This is a genomic window from Paraburkholderia sp. Cpub6 (assembly GCF_014201065.1).
Taxonomy (GTDB): Bacteria; Pseudomonadota; Gammaproteobacteria; order Burkholderiales; family Burkholderiaceae; genus Paraburkholderia; species Paraburkholderia tuberum.
Window position 1 is genome coordinate 32,479 of record NZ_JACHDM010000040.1, and the last position, 16,829, is coordinate 49,307.

Below are 16,829 nucleotides of genomic sequence, written 5' to 3' on the forward strand. Positions count from 1 at the left end.
TATTCAAATGCAAGCGGTTACATTTCATTGCGCGGCGCGTTGTATTTCACGCCGCTGAACAGGCAGGAGACAATGTGTTCCCCGCATTGCGTTCACCGCGCTTCCTGTGCAGCATCGGCACGCTCGCAGCAACGCTCGCCGCGTGGTACGTGCTGACGGCTCTCACGGGCATCGTCGCAGCATCGAGATTCCCCACTCCGTTCGATACCTGGCAGGCGCTTGCCCAGGTGGTGACGGACGGTTATGCCGACGGCCGTCTCGACCAGCACATCGTGCAGAGCGTGAAGCTCGTTCTATACGGCTTCGCGACGGCGGCGGTGACGGGCGTGCCGCTCGGCCTATGGATGGGCTACTCGCCGCGTGCGCAAGCGTTCTTCAACCCGATCTTTCTGCTGTTGCGACCCATTCCGCCGCTCGCGTGGATTCCGCTCGCGATCGTCTGGCTTGGACTCGGCGACTCCGCGAAGGTGATGGTGATCTGGTTCGCGGCGTTCGTGCCATGCGTGATCAACAGTTTCGCGGGCGTGCGCAATCTCGACGTGCCGATGCTCGAAGCCGCCGAGATGCTGGGTTTGCGGCGTTCGCGCTTCGTGCTGGAAGTGATGATTCCCGGCGCGCTGCCGATGATTTTCACAGGCTTGCGCCTCTCATTGCAGGCCTCATGGACGACGCTCGTGGCGGGCGAACTGATCGGTGCGGTCAAAGGTCTCGGGCATCTGCTGACGCAAGGCTCGCTCGACATCTATCCGGCGATGATCGTCGTTGCGATGCTGACGGTCGCGCTGTGTGGATGCTTGATGACGGTCGCGCTTGGGCAAATCGAACGGCAACTCATGCCTTGGAGAGCGAACAGATGAAACCGGGTCATCTGCGCGGTGTCGCGCATCCTGACATCGAGCCCGTCGGCGTCAATCGCGAGTCCGGCAGTGCGGCACGCACGTTGCGCCAGCGCAAGATGGTCAGCGAGCCTGGGCGTGCTGTGGCTCAACGCAACGTGCCGCTCTGGACGCTGAATGCCGCGGGGCTGATCGCATTCTTCGGCATCTGGTGGCTGGCATCGGCAGCAGAACTCGTCCCCGCGATCTTTCTACCGACGCCGCTTGCAGTCGTTCACAAGTTTGCCGATCTGCTCACGCATCCGTTTGTCGGTTACACGCTCGAAGTGCATCTATGGTCGAGCTTGCAGCGCTATCTGATGGGCTTTTTGCTGGCCGTCGCGCTGGGTGTGCCGCTCGGTCTGATGATGGGCTGGTTCCGCTGGCTCGACTACTGCGTGACGCCGCTCTTCGAAACCGTGCGTTTCATCGCGCCGATTGCATGGGTGCCGTTTGCCGCGTTGTGGTTCGGCACGGGCATCGGTGGCCCGGTGCTGATCATTTTTGCGGGTGCGTTTCCGCCGTGCGTCGTCAATGCTTATCGCGGTGCGCAGCAGGTCGACGGCAGGCTGCTCGAAGCGGCGCGCATGCTCGGCGCGTCGAACCGGATGATCGTCTGCGAAGTGCTGCTGCCAGGCGCGTTGCCGTCGGTGATCGCAGGTGTGCGCGTCGCGGCGGGACTGGGCTGGATGTCGCTGGTTGGCGCCGAACTGATCGTCGCGTCGAGCGGCATTGGCTACATGATGGTCAAGGGACAAGCGGCAATCGACACTGCGACGGTGATGAGCGCGATGATCGCAATCGGTATGGTGGGCGCGGCAATCGACCTGCTGCTTGGACGCATCGAAGCGTACGCGATGCGCAACCGGCGCGTGGCCCGGCACTAGCACCCGTGGGGGGCTTCACTCTCTCAACCGTGACGGAGCGCACGATGAGCATGATTCGTTTCAATGATGTATCCCGCATGTTCAGGCGCGACAAGGCGAGCGTCGTCGCGCTGGAACACGTCGAACTGGAAATCGCCGACAAGGAATTCGTTGCGATCGTCGGGCCGTCGGGCTGTGGCAAGACGACGTGTCTACGGATGGTCGCGGGTCTCGAGTTTCCGACTTCGGGCAGCGTGACGGTGGCGGGCCGCAAGGTGACACGGCCAGGACCCGATCGCGCGGTCGTCTTTCAGCAGTTCGCGCTGTTCCCGTGGAAGACCGTGTGGGACAACATCGATCTCGGCTTGCGCGCGAAGGGCATGGCCGCCGACGCAAGACGCGAAACGATCGAACGCTATCTGTCGCTGATGAATCTGCGCGGCTACGAGCAGGCGTATCCGCATCAACTATCGGGCGGCATGCAGCAGCGCGTCGCGATCGCGCGCGCGTATGCGCTCGACCCCGGCGTGCTGCTGATGGACGAGCCGTTCGGCGCGCTCGATGCCCAAACCCGGGTCGTCATGCAGGAAGAACTTGTGCGGCTCACGCGCGTGAATCCGCGCACGGTGCTGTTCATCACGCACGCGGTCGAAGAGTCGGTGTATCTCGCGGATCGCGTCGTCGTGATGACGGGCCGGCCGGGGCGCGTGAAAGAAGTGATCGATGTGAAGTCCGTGCGCGAGCAGCATGGCTGGGACGCGTGCAAGCGGATCGAAGACGTGATGGATCTCGAATCGTTCGTCCGGTTGCGCACGCATATCTGGAAGTCGTTGCGCGACGAACACGGCGCTGTCGAACGTGTCGCTGCATGAAACTGCATAAAACTGCCACCGGTTCCAACGGCTGAGCGCAATACCCCATAAAACAGGAGACCAACATGAAACGTCTGCGTGCGATCCCTTTCATCGCGTTGCTCTGCGCGGGCAGTGCGGCGTTGCCGGGCACGGTGTGGTCCGCCGATCTCACACTGATCAGGGTCAGCTATCAGCCCGCGCTGTATTGGGCGTTGCCGTTCTATGTCGCAACCGAAAAAGGGTGGTGGGCAGAGGTCGGATTGAAGCCCGAGTTTTCGGTGTTTCCCGCAGGCGTGCCGCAGATGGCGGCGGCGGCGTCGAAATCCTGGGACGTGGGCGGCACGGGTTCCGTGCCGGCGGTGCTCGGCTACAAGCGCTTCGGCATTCAGGTGATCGGCCTGACAAACGACGAATCGCAGGGCAACGTTCTGATGGCGAGCAAGGCGCGTTATGACGCGGTGCGCCGCAATCCGGCGTCGCTGAAAGGCCAAACCATCGTGTTGACGTCCAACTCGACGGGTGATTACGCGGTACAGGCATGCCTGAAAAAGTATGGGCTGACGAAGGCTGATGTGACGCTCAAGAACATGGGCCAGGCCGAGATCATTTCCGCTGTGTCGTCGGGCAATGCTGATTACGCGGGCGTGTGGGCGCCGTATGACTATACGCTCGAAGAGAAGGCGGGCGCGCGCGTGTTGTGCTCCGGTAAGGACGGCGGCGCATCGGTGCCCGGCGCGCTCGTCACGCGTGGCGAATTCGAGAAGCAGCATCCCGATCAGGTGGCAAAATTTCTCGCCGTCTATCTGCATGCATGGGCGTGGATGAGGGCGCACCCTGACCAGGCCGTCGCGATGATGAAGAAGTTTTACCAGGAGGGCGGCGTCAACATCAGCGACGATTCGATGCGCAAGGAATTCGCTACGCGCCCGACCTTCGACCTGAAGCAGCAACTCGCCGCGATGGACCGCACGAAAGGCGTATCGCAGGCCGACGATTCGTTCACGAAGATCGCGCAGTTCATGCATGCATCGGGCGCGCTCGCGTCCGTCCCCGAAGCAAAAGACTATATCGACGACAGCGCGATGAAGCGTGTGTTGGGCGACCCTAAACTCGCGGCGTTCGCAATGGACGGCAGCAAATAACGCGCGGTCGCGATCGCGCAAAAAGGCCACGGTGTGGCCTTTTAAAAGCCCCTCGCTGCAAGCGCTTGCATTATTGTTAACTTCGATGAAGGAGAAGGCGATGAGCGTGACTTACCTGAAGAAAGCAGCCAAGACGCCGGAAACCGAGACCGCGACGGCGCAACAGGTCGTCGGTGAAATGCTTGCGCAGATTCAGGCGCATGGCGAAGACGCCGCGCGTGCGTATGCGAAGAAACTCGATAACTGGGACGGTCCGATCATCGTCTGCGCCGATGAGATCGAACGGCGTGCGCTCGAAGTGCCCGCGCACGTGAAGGCCGATATCGATTTCGCCGCGCAACAGGTATTCGACTTCGCGCTCGCCCAGCGGCGCTCGATTGGGGATTTCTCGGTCGAACTGTATCCAGGCGTGACGGCAGGGCAAAAAGTGGTGCCCGTCAACGTGGTCGGCTGTTATGCGCCTGCTGGCAGGTACGCGCATATCGCGTCGGCATACATGGGCGTTGCGACTGCCAAGGCAGCGGGCGTGAAGACGGTGATTGCCTGTTCGAGCCCGTTTCGCGGAGGCGGCATCCATCCGTATGTGCTGTATGCGTTCAAGGCGGCAGGCGCCGATGTCGTGATGACGCTGGGAGGCGTGCAGGCGATTGCGTCGATGGCGTATGGGCTTTTTACCGGCAAGCAGGCGGACGTCGTGGTGGGGCCGGGCAACAAGTTCGTCGCGGAGGCGAAGCGCGCGCTCTTTGGCAAGGTTGGGATCGACGTCTTCGCGGGGCCGTCGGAAGTTGCGGTGATCGCCGACGCCAGTGCCGACCCGGCGATGGTCGCGAGCGATCTGGTCGGCCAGGCCGAGCATGGCCACGAGTCGCCGGCATGGTTGTTCACGACGTCGAAGGCGCTCGCCGACGAGGTCATTGAGCGGGTTCCGCAACTCATCGATGCGTTGCCGCCGACCGCACACGATGCCGCAGGCGCCGCGTGGCGCGACTACGGCGAAGTGATCCTGTGCGACACGCGAGAGGAAGTGGTGGACGTGTCTGACCGCTATGCATCGGAACACCTCGAAGTGCAGGCTGCCGATCTGGACTGGTGGCTCGAACATCTGACGTGCTACGGCTCGCTCTTTCTCGGCGAAGAAACGACGGTCGCATTCGGCGACAAGGCGAGCGGTCCGAATCACGTTCTGCCCACCAAGGGCGCAGCGCGCTATTCAGGGGGGCTCTCGGTGCACAAGTTCGTGAAGACGCTGACGTGGCAGCGCATGACGCGCGATGCGGCGAAGCGCATTGGCGAAGTGACGGCGCGTATCTCGCGGCTCGAAGGCATGGAAGCCCACGCCCGTACCGCTGACGACCGCTTGAAGAAGTACTTTCCCGACGAAGCATTCGTGCGTGGCGAACCGGTACAGGTATGAACGCCATCGGCATGTGCAATCGGTACGACGAAGGAGGACACCGTTGAATATCGCTCGACTATTCGACCTGAATGGCAGAACCGCGCTCGTGACCGGCGGCAACTCGGGCGTCGGCGAAGCGATGGCGCGCGCGTTGGGCGGGGCGGGTGCGTGCGTCGTGCTGGTGGCGCGGCGAAGTGATGCGCTCGACGAAGCGGCAATGCGGCTGCGGGATGACGGTATTGATGCGCACATGCAGGCGTGCGATCTCAGCGACGCGCATGCGGCGCGCGCCTGCGCGCTCGATGCAGCGGCACAGCACGGCCGGATTGACATTCTCGTCAACGCGGCGGGCGTCAATCTGCGTCAACCATTCGATGAAGTGACGCCGCAAGCGTGGCAACAGCAGCTCGCACTGCATCTTGGCGCGCCGTTCTTCATGACGCAGGCGCTCGCACCCTCGATGAAGGCGCGCGGACATGGTCGCATCATCAACATCGCGTCGCTGCAGTCATACCGTGCATTCAACGATAGCGCGCCATACGGCGCGGCGAAGGGCGGTGTCGTGCAATTGACGCGTGCTATCGCGCAGGCGTGGTCACGCTACGGCATCACGTGCAACGCGATTGGGCCGGGCTTTTTCCCCACTGCGCTGACGGCTCCCGTTTTCAACGACGCGCGCGTCGCGGACATGCACGCGCAGAACACGTGCATCGGACGCAATGGACAACTCGACGATCTGTATGGCGTCACGGTGTTTCTTGCGAGTGACGCGTCCGCGTACGTCACGGGCCAGACCATCATGGTCGACGGCGGGTACACCGCGCGCTAGGCGGTCACGCAATTGCACGACGGAGAACGCTTGTGAAAGCACTTGTCTACACGCAGCCCAATGAGCTCCAGTTGCTGGATCGGCCCGAACCGCTGGCAGCCGACGGCGAGGTGATACTCAGGATCGATGCGGTCGGTATTTGCGGCTCCGATATGCATGCATTCCACGGCCACGATCCGCGACGCAAACCCGGCCTCATTCTCGGTCATGAGTTCGCCGGCACGATCGTGGAGACGCGCGCACCGCATCTGATGAAAGGCTTGCGCGTCACGGGCAATCCGTTGATCACCTGCGGGCACTGTGAATATTGTGTGCAGGGGCGCGACAATCTGTGCGCGAACCGGACGATGGTCGGCATGACGCGTCCGGGTGCATTTGCACAATATATGTCGTTGCCTGCGGGATGCGTTGTCGAAATTCCGCAGGAGATGCCCGCAACGCACGCCGCGGTGACCGAGCCGGCTGCTACGGCGCTGCATGCGCTGAATCTGTCGATGCGCGCGCTGCAAAGACCGTTGCCGGAAACCCGCGCGCTGGTCATTGGCGGCGGGGCGATTGGATTGCTGTCGGCGTTGTTGCTGAAATCGTACGGCTGCCGGTCGGTGGAAATGGCGGAGGTCAATCCGCTGCGTCGACGATCGGCGGAGCAGCATGCGCAGTGCGAGACATGGGATCCGTTGGACGCGCCGGCGCCTGAAAGCCGGTTTGAGTTCGTGATCGATGCCGTGGGCGCAAAGCCGACACGCGCGCTCGCGTTGTCGTCGGTGAAGCCTGGCGGCGTCGTGATGCACATCGGCCTCCAGGATTGGGCAAGCGAAATCGATATGCGCAAGCTGACGCTCGCTGAAATCACGCTGCTGGGTACGTACACCTATACGATGGCGGATCTTCGCGCGACGGTTTCGGCGTTGCACGAAGGCGCGTTCGGTTCGCTGGATTGGCTCGACGTGCGGCCGCTCGATGCCGGAAGCCAGGCGTTCGACGATTTGCAGAACGGCAGGACGGCGTCAGGGAAAGTCGTCCTGACGCCGGGCGGGCCTGACGTTGGATCGTTACGAAGACTGTGTAGGCCGACATGGGCACCGTAGAGCCGGCGCCGAACAGGAGGAAGCAATGAAGAAACTGTGGATGTGAACGGGCGAACAAGGAACTCAACAAGCAAGGCTACAACTGCTACTACACCGGTCCCGCGACCGCCGCGGACGAGAGCGCGCAAGTGCAGATCGCCAGGGCTGAGGAGTGGCTTCCATTACGGGATCAAACGGCGGCTCGGCAACTCTTGTGCAGACATTCGCCAATGAATTGCGGAGGACCGTAGATGGCGTGCGCCGTGTAAAGGCGGTGTTTTCCCAGTGGGTGTAAGCCCCACCCGGCAACCGCTCCAGCCGGAAGCAACCTATAAGGACTTTCCCTTTTTGCAAACCTTGGGGTTCATTTGGTCATTGATTGAGCTCCGATCCGATGTTGTGGGCGGGACGTGATGGACAGATCGGCGGCGGGGCAGACTGCATACCTATAAACGGCCTCGTTGGGCACTGTCGCTTCTGTGCCCGGGCCAGGATAGTGACCGCGCAGCAGGACTCCATCCGGAGCGCGGCGCCACGCATGAGATGCGTCGCCTGGAGCTTCCTCGAGTTCGCCTGCTGTCGGTCTGACCTGTCGCTATCCATGCCTATTGCGTCCTTGTGTTGGGAGTGGCCCCTTTGGGGTGCTGTACGGTGGTGTCCTGCGTTTCAGGGATCGCGGTGCGGCTCACGAATTACGACGGACGGATTGGGGTATAGGAGGGATCGAAGCGCTCGCCTTTGGCGAGGATCGCCCAGAGGATTCGCGCGTGCTTGTTGACGATGGCCACCAGCGTTCGATACCAGCCTACCCGTGCATGCAGCTGGACGATCCAGCGTGAGAGCCTATCAGTTCGCCGGTGGGCGCTTGTCAGGGCCGAGCGCGCACCCTGGAACAGCAGGGTGCGCAGATAGGTGTTGCCCTGCTTGGTGATGTGGCCGAGCCGGGTTTTACCGCCACTGCTGGCCTGTTTGGGCACAGAGCCAAGCCAGGCGGAGAATTGCCGTCCGTTCCTGAACACGCGCGCGTCACCGACGGTCGCGACGGCGGCCGACGCGGTGAGCGGCCCGATACCAACGATGGCCATGAGGCGTTGCGCGTTGGTGTCATGTTTGACCCGCGCGGCAATCTGCGAGTCACACCACGCGATCTGCTCGTCGAGGGCGTGGATGTGATGCCAGCCTGCGAGGAGCGCGGTGCGTGCGAGACCGTCCAGCTCCGTGGTCCCGTCCTGCAGTGCCTCGACGAAGTGGTCACGGAACGCTTCGATGCCTTGCGGGAGGAACACGCCGAACTCAAACAGTTCGGCGCGCAGGCGGTTGACGAGTGCCGTACGTTCCTCGACAAAGCCGCTGCGCATCCGGTGCAGCACCAGCACGTTCTGCTGGTCGGCGGTCTTCAGGGCGACGAAACGCATGTGGGGGCGGCTCGCCGCTTCACAGATGGCTTCTGCGTCCAGCCGGTCGTTCTTCACGTGCTTGCCGCCTTTGCGGTAGGCTGCGGCGAACTGCGGGGCGATCAGGCGGACTTCGTGGCCGAGCGCGCGTAGCTTTCGGCCCCAGTAGTGGGCTGCGCTGCAGGCTTCCATGGCCACCAGGCAGGGCTCGAGATTGGCAAACCATTCGAGAAACTTCTGCCTTGAGATCGCCTTTCTGACTGCCACGTGCTCCATTGAGTCGACTCCGTGTACCACGATCAGGTTCTTGGCGAGATCGACGCCGATACGAGTAATCTTGTCCATGACTTTCCCCTTCTCAGATGGATTGCCAGCACCAGCCATCGTGGCATATCGCTACGCCACGGGATCGGGAAAGTCCTTTCTAATTCGGAGCAGCTATGGAGGTAACGAAATGGCTGAAGCCTTCGGTGTAGCGTGTCACGAAATACGGTGACAGCGCGAGTGTGCAGGCCGTAACACGTGTGAACGCCGAGCAAGCCTCGAAAAGGTCGATGCGCAGGCCGACCCGACTGCCATTACGGGGAAGGCTGATACGGCTGGGCGAAATGAGCAGGCAGGACGCCCAGCCGCTGTGCCGGGGTAGTGGCGACAGCATGCACACAAGGGAAGCGCACGCAACACGGGAAGCCCCCTGGCGTGGTCAGGAATGACCAACCGGACGCCCGTGAGGGACAGGCCGGACGCCTTGGGGTGACGGAGAGGCCCGTAGTACCGTTGAAGCCGGGTAATGCCGGTGGAGGAAAGGGGCCTCAGTTCAAGACAAACGCAACACGTAGTGAGGGACCTGGAGATTGGGCAACCTATCAACTCCGATCAGTGTTCAGTAGCTGCAGATGGCGTTACACGCGAAAGCGAAGGCAGAAGCCGGGTACCGCTTCTATGCTCTGTACGACAAGATCCATCGTGAGGATGTGCTGGCGCATGCATACGCCCGGTGCCGCTCGAACAAGGGCGCGCCGGGCGTCGATCGGCAAGACTTCACGGAGGTCGAGACGTATGGGGTGTCGAAGTGGCTCGGTGAACTGGCGCTGGCGCTCAGCCGGGAAACTTACCGGCCGGACCCTATCAGACGAGTGTTTATCCCGAAGGCCAATGGCAAGCTGAGGCCACTGGGCATCTCGACCTTGCGAGATCGGGTGTGCATGACAGCAGCGATGCTGGTGCTCGAACCGATCTTCGAAGCTGACCCCCCACCAGAGCAGTACGCTTACCGCCCCGCCGCTTGCGCGGCAGCGGCAGCCGCTTCCGCCGCGGTGACGGCAGGCGACACGATTGCCGGCTGACCCGTCCGCTGGCGCGAACGTCCGGAACTCAGATAATCCGCGATCGAATCCTGCGTGACTTCGCCGACATAGCGGCCGTCGCCATCCAGCACCGGCATCCATGACGAATTGAACTGATACATCTTCGACAACACGATGCGCAGATGTTCGTCGGCGCTGACCGTCGCCTTGAACGCGGTTCGATGATCGCCGCACACGCCCTGGCCCGCGCGCGCCGCGCGCCGCGTCACATAGCCGAGCGCCTGCCGCTTGTCGTCGACGATGGTCAGATAGCGATTGTCGCTGTCGTCCATCATCTGGAAGGCGCGTGCAACCGGCAGGTCGGCATGGGCGGTTTCCGGCTGCGTGGCGGCGTCGCCGGCCTTCACCAGCAGCAGGCGCTTGAGCGTGCTGTCCTGCCCGACGAACGCGCCGACAAACTCATCGCGCGGATGCGCAAGCAGCGTATCCGGATGATCGTATTGCACCAGTTGACCACGGCGGAACACGGCGACACGGTCGCCGAGCTTGATCGCCTCGTCGATATCGTGGCTCACCATGATCACCGTCTTGTTCAGTTGACGCTGCATCTGGAAGAACTCGTTCTGAATCGACTCGCGATTGATCGGGTCGACCGCGCCGAACGGCTCATCCATCAGCAGCACCGGCGGATCGGCGGCGAGTGCGCGAATCACGCCGATGCGCTGCTGCTGCCCGCCCGACAGTTCACGCGGATAGCGCTTCAGATACAGCTTCGGATCGAGCGCGACCATCGACATCAGCTCCGTGGCCCGTTCGCGGCAGCGCTTCTTGTTCCAGCCGAGCAGACGCGGCACGACCGTGATGTTCTCCTCGATCGTCATGTTCGGAAACAGACCGATCTGCTGGATCACGTAGCCGATGTGCCGGCGCAATTCGACTTCGTTCAGGCCCGAGGTGTCCTCGCCATTGATCAGCACGCGGCCCGAAGTCGGCGCGATCAGACGGTTGATCATCTTCAGCGTGGTGGTCTTGCCGCAACCCGACGGGCCGAGAAACACGCAGATTTCGCCTGCGCCGACCGTCAGGCTCACCGAGTCGACCGCTTTTACCTCCTGGCCGTCCTTCTGCGTAAATGTCTTTGTCAGTTGGTCGAGTTCGATCATGTCTTTTGCACTCCCTTCGGTGTCAGCAGGCGTTGCAGCGCTTGCAGCAGCAGGTCGGCGACGATCGCGAGCAAGCTCACGAGCACCGCGCCCACCAATAGCTTCATCATGTTGCTCTGGCCGATTGCGCGGATGATCAGCGTGCCGAGGCCGCCCGCGCCGATCACCGCGGCGATCGTCATCACGCCGATGTTCGTCACCACGGCCGTCCGCACGCCGCCGAGAATCACCGGCACCCCGAGCGGCAAATCGACGAGCCGCAGCCGTTGCCAAACGGTCATGCCGATGCCGATGCCGGCTTCCTTGATGCCGGCGTCGACGTTGCGCAGCGCGAGGTAGGTGTTGCGCATGATCGGCAGCAGCGAATAGAGGAACACGGCGGTGATCGCCGGCACCGCGCCGATCCCCTGGCCGAAGCGCGAGAAGACCGGAATCATCAGGCCGAACAGCGCGATCGACGGCAAGGTCAGCACCACGGTTGCGATGCTCAGCAACGGCGCGGCGAGCCACTCGTGCCGATTGATCAGGATCCCCAGGGGAACGCCGACGATGATCGCGCAGCCCACCGCGATCCCCACCAGCCATACGTGTTGCGCGGTCAGTTGCAGCAGCTCAGGCCAATTGGCCGACACATAGTCGAATACAGTCATGGAAAAGGTCTCCGCTCAGGGCAGCTTGTGCGTGCGCAGGAATTCCGCCGCGACTTCACGCACCGGCTTGCCGTCGATGTCGACCTGCTTGTTCATCTCCAGCATGGTGTCGTTGTTCAGCGCGTCGGATAGTGCGTTCAACTGCGTCGCGAGTTGCGGGTTCTGGTCGAGCGTCGCCTTGCGCACCACCGGCGTGGCGTTATACGCGGGGAAGTAGTGACGGTCGTCTTCGAGCGGCATGATGTTGAAGCCCTTCACCCGACCGTCCGTCGTGTAGATCAGACCGATCGGCACCTGGTTGTTATGCAACGCGGTGTAGACGAGGCCCGGGTCCATCTGACGCGTTTCCGCGCGGCTGAACTCCATGCCGTAGGCGGCTTCGAGCGGCTTCAAACCATCCGGGCGATTGGCGAACTCCGCATCCATCGCGAACACGTGCTTCCTGTTCGGCTCCGCCGCGAGCTTCGCGGCGAGCTGCGAAATCGTGCGGATACCGGTTTGCTGCGCCACTCGTTGCGGCAAGCCGAGCGCGTACGTGTTGTTCAGCGGCGATGCATCGAGCCAGACGAGGCCGCGCTTCGCGTCGAGCGTTTTCACGCGTTCGTACATCGTCTTCGGATCGAGCTTCTCGGTGATCTTGTTGTAGACGATCGCGGCGGTGCCGGTGTATTCCCACACCACGTCGACCTGGCCGTTCTCCTGCGCACTGCGCAGCAGCGTGCTGCCGAGCCCGGTGCGCGCGTCGATCGTGTAGCCCTTCGAGTTTAGGTATTGCGACGTGATCTCGGTCAGCACGTACTGCTCGGTGAAATTTTTTCCACCGAGCACGAGCGTCGCCGCGCTCGCGTGAAGGCTCGCGAAGAACAGTGCGCCGGCTGCAACCCAGCGGCTGCCTTTGAACAGACTCATCATGCCGTCACCCCGCGTCGTGCGAGCAGGTAGCGGCTGCCGGCCGAAACGATGCCGTCCAGCACCAGCGCGAGAATCGCGGTCGCCGCGGCGCCGAGCAAAAGCTGCTGCTGATTGTTCAGATAGATGCCGGGGAAAATCAGCGTGCCGAGACTGTCCGCGCCAATCAGATATGCAAGCGGCGCGCTGCCCACGTTGATCGCGAGCGCTGTGCGCACGCCGCCGATGATGATCGGCATCGCGTTGGGAAACTCGACGCGCAGCAGCGATTGCCAGCCTGTCATGCCGATGCCGCGCGCCGCTTCACGCAGCGCGGGCGAAACGTTTTTCATGCCTTCGTAAGCGTTGCGCGTGATCGGCAGCAACGACGCGAGGAACAGCGCGACGAGCGCCGGAATGTCGCCGATGCCGAAGATGCCGAGCGCGATCGCCAGCACCGCCAACGACGGGATCGTGTTGCCGATGTTGAAGATCTGCATGAAGCGTTCGGCGTGACGCGCAAACGACGGGCGGCTCAGCAGGATGCCGGCGGGTATGCCGACCAGCAGCGCGAGCGCCATCGAGTAGCCGACGAGCAGCAGGTGACGTTTCGTGTAGTAGACCAGATCGGGCGCGTACTGATGCAATGCGCCGGGGTCGATCGCGCGCCACAGCAACGCGACGACAATGCCGATGGCTACAAGACTGCCGATCAGTCTGGCAGGACGATGAATCATGAAGATGCGCCTCCTTGTTCGGGCGACGCGCGGAAATAGCCACGCCGCACAGGCGTCGTGACGACGCTGCGAATGGGAAGTTCGGGACGCGGCAGATGCCGCGAGTTGAACCGAGTGGTGCCGGGAGTGTGTTGTTGCCCGGCGCGAGGGTCTCGATGAGTTGCTCGTGCCCTCGGTGGCTTGCCATTTAACAAAACTGGCGCCAGATCCATCGATGATGATGATGTGGACAGCGGCGCTGGGTCGCTGGTCCGGCGGGGTTTGGGGCCCCTAGGAAGACCGGCTTTTTTACCGGTGATGGGGCGGACGCAATGTGCTCCTATTTGCATCCAACCCCTTCTAACGAAGCCTATTTAGCTACGATTTCGCGGTTAGGGTGCAAAGGATTATACGGGCGTTGGGAGGGTTCGTCTACCCATGTGGGTTAATTCAGGGGTGGCCCGGCGGCCTGTCGGCGGGGAGTTTGTTCCCGCAAAAGCTCACCTGTCGGGCGTTCGACCGCGTTTGCGCCTCCCGAAAACGCTCAACTCAACGGGCCGCCGAAGCAGCCGTCGAATACGATTCGTCATCGCGTCAGGTGATGCTGACGGTGAAGCGCACCATCACGATCCCGCCACCGACCGCCGCGCAAAAATCCGCCGCATCAGATCGAACGCCACCAGATTGCCGGCACATCGTAGGCATGACGGCGGGTGGCGGGCCGTCGCGCACGGAGAATTTTCAACTCGCGCCAAGGGGATGAAGACTAATGTGACTCCCACCCCAACAGGTTCCCGCGGCGTGGTAATCCCCGGCTTCGTGAACTCAACGGACGTCCCGAGGGGGACGCCGGCCGGAGCAAGCTCGTCGTCTGACGACGGGCATCAGCGGCACTCAAGCCTGGCTTCCTGGCTTTCACGTGGGGCGCGGCTCAAGGGGAAGATCGTCGGAACCATTCAAGGTCCCATCATGAGACGCAGTCGAAGAGATCCCTGCTTGTAAGGCGTGTCGAAAGTCTCAAGGCGCGGAATTGTTTTGATACTTGCCGGATAGCCCGTTTCGAGCATCACCTGGTTTACCGCCTGCTCCAACAGGTAAGGCATCTGCTGCAATTTTAGCAAGGCGTCGTGTTCCGCTACCGCCCCCGGCCTGACGACAACGAGTAGAACACGGGGAGTCCCACGCTCCTGTTGCCCCGTGAACCAATGCTTTTTGGCGCGGCCCTCGCGCTGGTTTGTGGCGGCCTCCGTAAGCCTGTCAATTGCATGCGTCCACCAGCAGAATCCCAGCCTGGCGTCCATTTCAACTCTGACGCGCCGCCAAAATGACCGGCGCGGCTGAAATTCTGGTCGACTTGCACCGCCCATCCCTCATCCGCCGCGCCTCTGCTCATCGTCCCGGCACCAATCAAGCAGGCCCATATCTGGGATCTCGCTCCCGAGGTGAGCGTGGTGCGCCGCGCACTTGAGGCAGGTCTGCGGGTTTATCTCATTCGCTGGACGGAGCTGAAGCGCGACGCCGCTGAACAGGATGACGGGCTGGCCGCCTACGCTGACAGCTTGATCGCGCAGAGTCTCGAAGCGATCGGCGCTGATGGGGGGCGTCGGGCAACCATCCCGGTCGTGCTGGTGGGGCATTCATTGGGCGGCACGCTTGCGGCGATTTTCACCGCTCTGCATCCGGAGACCGTGCGGGCCCTCGTCATCCTCGAAGCGCCTATCTGTTTCGCTGGGTCTGCCGCCGGCGCTTTCGCGCCTCTGGCGCAATGGGCACCGCCTGCCGACGCGATCGTCGCCGCACTGGGCGGCCACGTGCCCGGTTCGTTTCTCAATCTCGTCAGCACGGCCGCCGCACCTGACGAATTTCAGTGGGAACGTTGGCAGGACGTCGCGCTAAGCTTTTCTGATCCATTGGCCCTATGGCTGCACCTTAGGGTGGAGCGCTGGACGCACGACGAGTTCGCATTGCCAGGCCGGCTCTTCGCGGAGGTGGTCGAATATCTATATCGCGAGGATCGGTTCTCGCGCGGAACGTTGCACATCGACGGCCGGTTGCCCGCGCCGGCTCACATCAGCGCGCCGGTGTTGGCCGTATTCAATCCGCGCAGCCGCGTCGTACCGCCGGTATCCATCGTGCCGTTCATCGACGCTTTGGCGATGCGCACCGACGCCCAGGCGCTGCGCTATGAGGGCGACACCGGCGTTGCATTACAGCATGTGGGTGTCCTGGTTGGCCGCAACGCCCATCTCAGGCTCTGGCCGGTGATCCTGGACTGGATCCGGCAGCACTGCCAACGCACCGCAGAGAGGTGAAACGCTGTTCCCGTTGACGGCTCAATGCGGCCATGAAGAGACATCGCGGATAGAACTTCGAACGACTGCTCTCTGGCCCGCTGCAGACGTCAACGATACGTCATCCGAGCGCCTTGGTGAGCCTAGGAGAATCGTCACGTTTTTCGGCCCGATAGGGCGCAAATTGGGCGTCTGAGAGCCTGGATTACCGGTTGGCGGTCACGCACGAATACCAGTGCTTTCCTGACGGGCGCGGTGCGGATTGTTGCCCTATATTGGAAATCCGTCGTCGCAACGGATTCAATGTCAACGCCCGAGTTTTTGGCGAGGTCCAACATGAAGGCGACCGGGGTGACGCGCGCCCTTCGAAATGCAATCGAGCACATTTCTTCAAAGGAGACCGCCATGCCGCAATCCATGCATTCGCGTTGGCCATCTCGCCGCACGTTCCTCTGCTGTGGCGCATCGGCGGCTTTCGATGTATTACTGGGCACTCTTCTGACCCGCTCACCTATCGTCCGGGCCGATCCGCTTTCTGGCGAAATACCGACAGTCGATCGCGTTGGACTGCGGGTTGTCACAGACAGCTATCAGTTGGCCATAGCGCCAAGCGGCAGGGTTGGCACCGTCGAAGTGACCCGCTTTGGCATGCCGCCTGCGGGAAAATCGCTGCTGGGAGAATTTGGTCTGGCCATGCACGTCGAATCGAGTGTCAACGGCGAGACTCGGAACATTCTTATCGATTTCGGATTTACGTCCGAAACGCTGGAGAATAATCTGACCATGCTGGGCATCGCTCCGGAGCGTCTCGACGCGCTGGTTTTGAGCCACGGGCACTACGACCACTTCGGAGGTCTTGCCGGATTCCTGCAGCACAATCAGCGCAGGCTGCGACCGGATCTGCCGTTGTATCTGGGCGGCGAAGAAGCCTTTTGTACTCGCGAGTGGACCGCTGGCAAGATCGAAGACTTTGGTTACATTGATCGGCAGGCGCTCTCCAACGCTAAATTGAAGATTGTCATCGCTGAGACGCCGACCGTTATCGCTGACCATGCTTTTACTACCGGAAACATACCGACTGGATCGTTTGAAAAGGTGTTGTCGCCAAGCCGCATGCACGTCGGGATCAAGGACGGTGTCGGTTGTTATCCAGACAAGCTCGCCACCGAGAAACAGACCGTACAGGTTATTCCTGACGATTTCCAGCATGAGTTGGCGACATGCTTTAACGTCAAGGGACGGGGTCTCGTCGTGATTACCTCTTGCAGCCACCGCGGCGTGGTCAATACCGTCAGACGTATGCGGTCCACGAACGACGCCACTCAGAGGTGCTCTGAGGCGTAAATTGTGTGGCAGGGAGAAGGGTCAGCGGAGATTGGCGGGCATCTTCC

Annotated in this window: 16 protein-coding genes; 10 read left to right on the plus strand and 6 right to left on the minus strand. The window is 62.1% G+C overall.

Features of this window, described 5'->3' with window-relative positions; translation table 11 throughout:
• Positions 1-74: 74 nt before the first annotated feature.
• The 7 genes from HDG33_RS34555 to HDG33_RS34585 all read left to right on the plus strand — a co-directional run bounded on the left by HDG33_RS34555 (position 75) and on the right by HDG33_RS34585 (position 7,050).
• Complete coding sequence (locus tag HDG33_RS34555; RefSeq protein ID WP_184040222.1) at positions 75-857, plus strand: ABC transporter permease; 783 nt, start codon at positions 75-77, stop codon at positions 855-857.
• The gene (locus HDG33_RS34560) at positions 854-1,762 is read left to right on the plus strand and encodes an ABC transporter permease (RefSeq protein WP_184040225.1); all 909 of its coding nucleotides are present in this window, start codon (positions 854-856) and stop codon (positions 1,760-1,762) included. Before HDG33_RS34555 ends, HDG33_RS34560 begins: the two co-directional genes overlap by 4 nt.
• Before the next feature lie 44 nt (positions 1,763-1,806).
• Positions 1,807-2,613 carry an ABC transporter ATP-binding protein gene (locus tag HDG33_RS34565; RefSeq protein WP_018422900.1) on the plus strand — a complete coding sequence of 269 codons (807 nt, stop codon included), beginning with the start codon at positions 1,807-1,809 and terminating at the stop codon, positions 2,611-2,613.
• A gap of 65 nt (positions 2,614-2,678) precedes the next feature.
• Positions 2,679-3,737 carry an ABC transporter substrate-binding protein gene (locus HDG33_RS34570; RefSeq protein ID WP_184040227.1) on the plus strand — a complete coding sequence of 353 codons (1,059 nt, stop codon included), beginning with the start codon at positions 2,679-2,681 and terminating at the stop codon, positions 3,735-3,737.
• Positions 3,738-3,837: 100 nt separating this feature from the next.
• Positions 3,838-5,151, plus strand: coding sequence for a histidinol dehydrogenase (gene hisD / locus HDG33_RS34575; protein WP_184040230.1), 1,314 nt, complete (start codon positions 3,838-3,840; stop codon positions 5,149-5,151).
• A 43-nt stretch (positions 5,152-5,194) separates the two neighbouring features.
• Positions 5,195-5,962 carry an SDR family oxidoreductase gene (locus tag HDG33_RS34580; RefSeq protein WP_184040233.1) on the plus strand — a complete coding sequence of 256 codons (768 nt, stop codon included), beginning with the start codon at positions 5,195-5,197 and terminating at the stop codon, positions 5,960-5,962.
• Between the two features lie 32 nt (positions 5,963-5,994).
• Positions 5,995-7,050, plus strand: a complete 1,056-nt coding sequence (locus HDG33_RS34585; RefSeq protein ID WP_184040236.1) for a galactitol-1-phosphate 5-dehydrogenase — start codon at positions 5,995-5,997, stop codon at positions 7,048-7,050.
• A gap of 671 nt (positions 7,051-7,721) precedes the next feature.
• Here the strand turns inward: HDG33_RS34585 and HDG33_RS34590 are convergent.
• The gene (locus HDG33_RS34590) at positions 7,722-8,768 is read right to left on the minus strand and encodes an IS110 family transposase (RefSeq protein WP_184040239.1); all 1,047 of its coding nucleotides are present in this window, start codon (positions 8,766-8,768) and stop codon (positions 7,722-7,724) included.
• A gap of 551 nt (positions 8,769-9,319) precedes the next feature.
• On the opposite strand from HDG33_RS34590, the gene HDG33_RS34595 reads away from it, so the two are divergent.
• A complete protein-coding gene (locus HDG33_RS34595; protein WP_260330687.1) occupies positions 9,320-9,769 on the plus strand; it encodes a hypothetical protein in 450 nt (149 codons plus the stop codon).
• Here HDG33_RS34595 and HDG33_RS34600 read toward each other — a convergent pair.
• The 5 genes from HDG33_RS34600 to HDG33_RS34620 all read right to left on the minus strand — a co-directional run bounded on the left by HDG33_RS34600 (position 9,694) and on the right by HDG33_RS34620 (position 14,448).
• Entirely contained in the window at positions 9,694-10,893 is a 1,200-nt protein-coding gene (locus tag HDG33_RS34600; protein ID WP_184040242.1) for a betaine/proline/choline family ABC transporter ATP-binding protein, read from the minus strand. The genes HDG33_RS34595 and HDG33_RS34600 overlap by 76 nt on opposite strands.
• Positions 10,890-11,543 (minus strand): ABC transporter permease, encoded by a 654-nt coding sequence (locus HDG33_RS34605; protein ID WP_184040245.1) that lies wholly within the window; start codon positions 11,541-11,543, stop codon positions 10,890-10,892. The genes HDG33_RS34600 and HDG33_RS34605 overlap by 4 nt, the downstream gene beginning before the upstream one ends.
• 15 nt (positions 11,544-11,558) lie before the next feature.
• Positions 11,559-12,455, minus strand: a complete 897-nt coding sequence (locus tag HDG33_RS34610; RefSeq protein WP_409259124.1) for a glycine betaine ABC transporter substrate-binding protein — start codon at positions 12,453-12,455, stop codon at positions 11,559-11,561.
• Positions 12,452-13,168 carry an ABC transporter permease gene (locus tag HDG33_RS34615; RefSeq protein ID WP_184040251.1) on the minus strand — a complete coding sequence of 239 codons (717 nt, stop codon included), beginning with the start codon at positions 13,166-13,168 and terminating at the stop codon, positions 12,452-12,454. The genes HDG33_RS34610 and HDG33_RS34615 overlap by 4 nt, the downstream gene beginning before the upstream one ends.
• A 935-nt stretch (positions 13,169-14,103) precedes the next feature.
• Entirely contained in the window at positions 14,104-14,448 is a 345-nt protein-coding gene (locus HDG33_RS34620; RefSeq protein ID WP_184040254.1) for a hypothetical protein, read from the minus strand.
• A 120-nt stretch (positions 14,449-14,568) separates the two neighbouring features.
• Between HDG33_RS34620 and HDG33_RS34625 the strand changes: the two genes are divergently transcribed.
• Both HDG33_RS34625 and HDG33_RS34630 read left to right on the plus strand, forming a co-directional pair.
• Positions 14,569-15,459 (plus strand): alpha/beta fold hydrolase, encoded by an 891-nt coding sequence (locus tag HDG33_RS34625; RefSeq protein ID WP_311548418.1) that lies wholly within the window; start codon positions 14,569-14,571, stop codon positions 15,457-15,459.
• 315 nt (positions 15,460-15,774) lie between these two features.
• The gene (locus HDG33_RS34630; RefSeq protein WP_260330688.1) at positions 15,775-16,782 is read left to right on the plus strand and encodes an MBL fold metallo-hydrolase; all 1,008 of its coding nucleotides are present in this window, start codon (positions 15,775-15,777) and stop codon (positions 16,780-16,782) included.
• Positions 16,783-16,829: the final 47 nt, after the last annotated feature.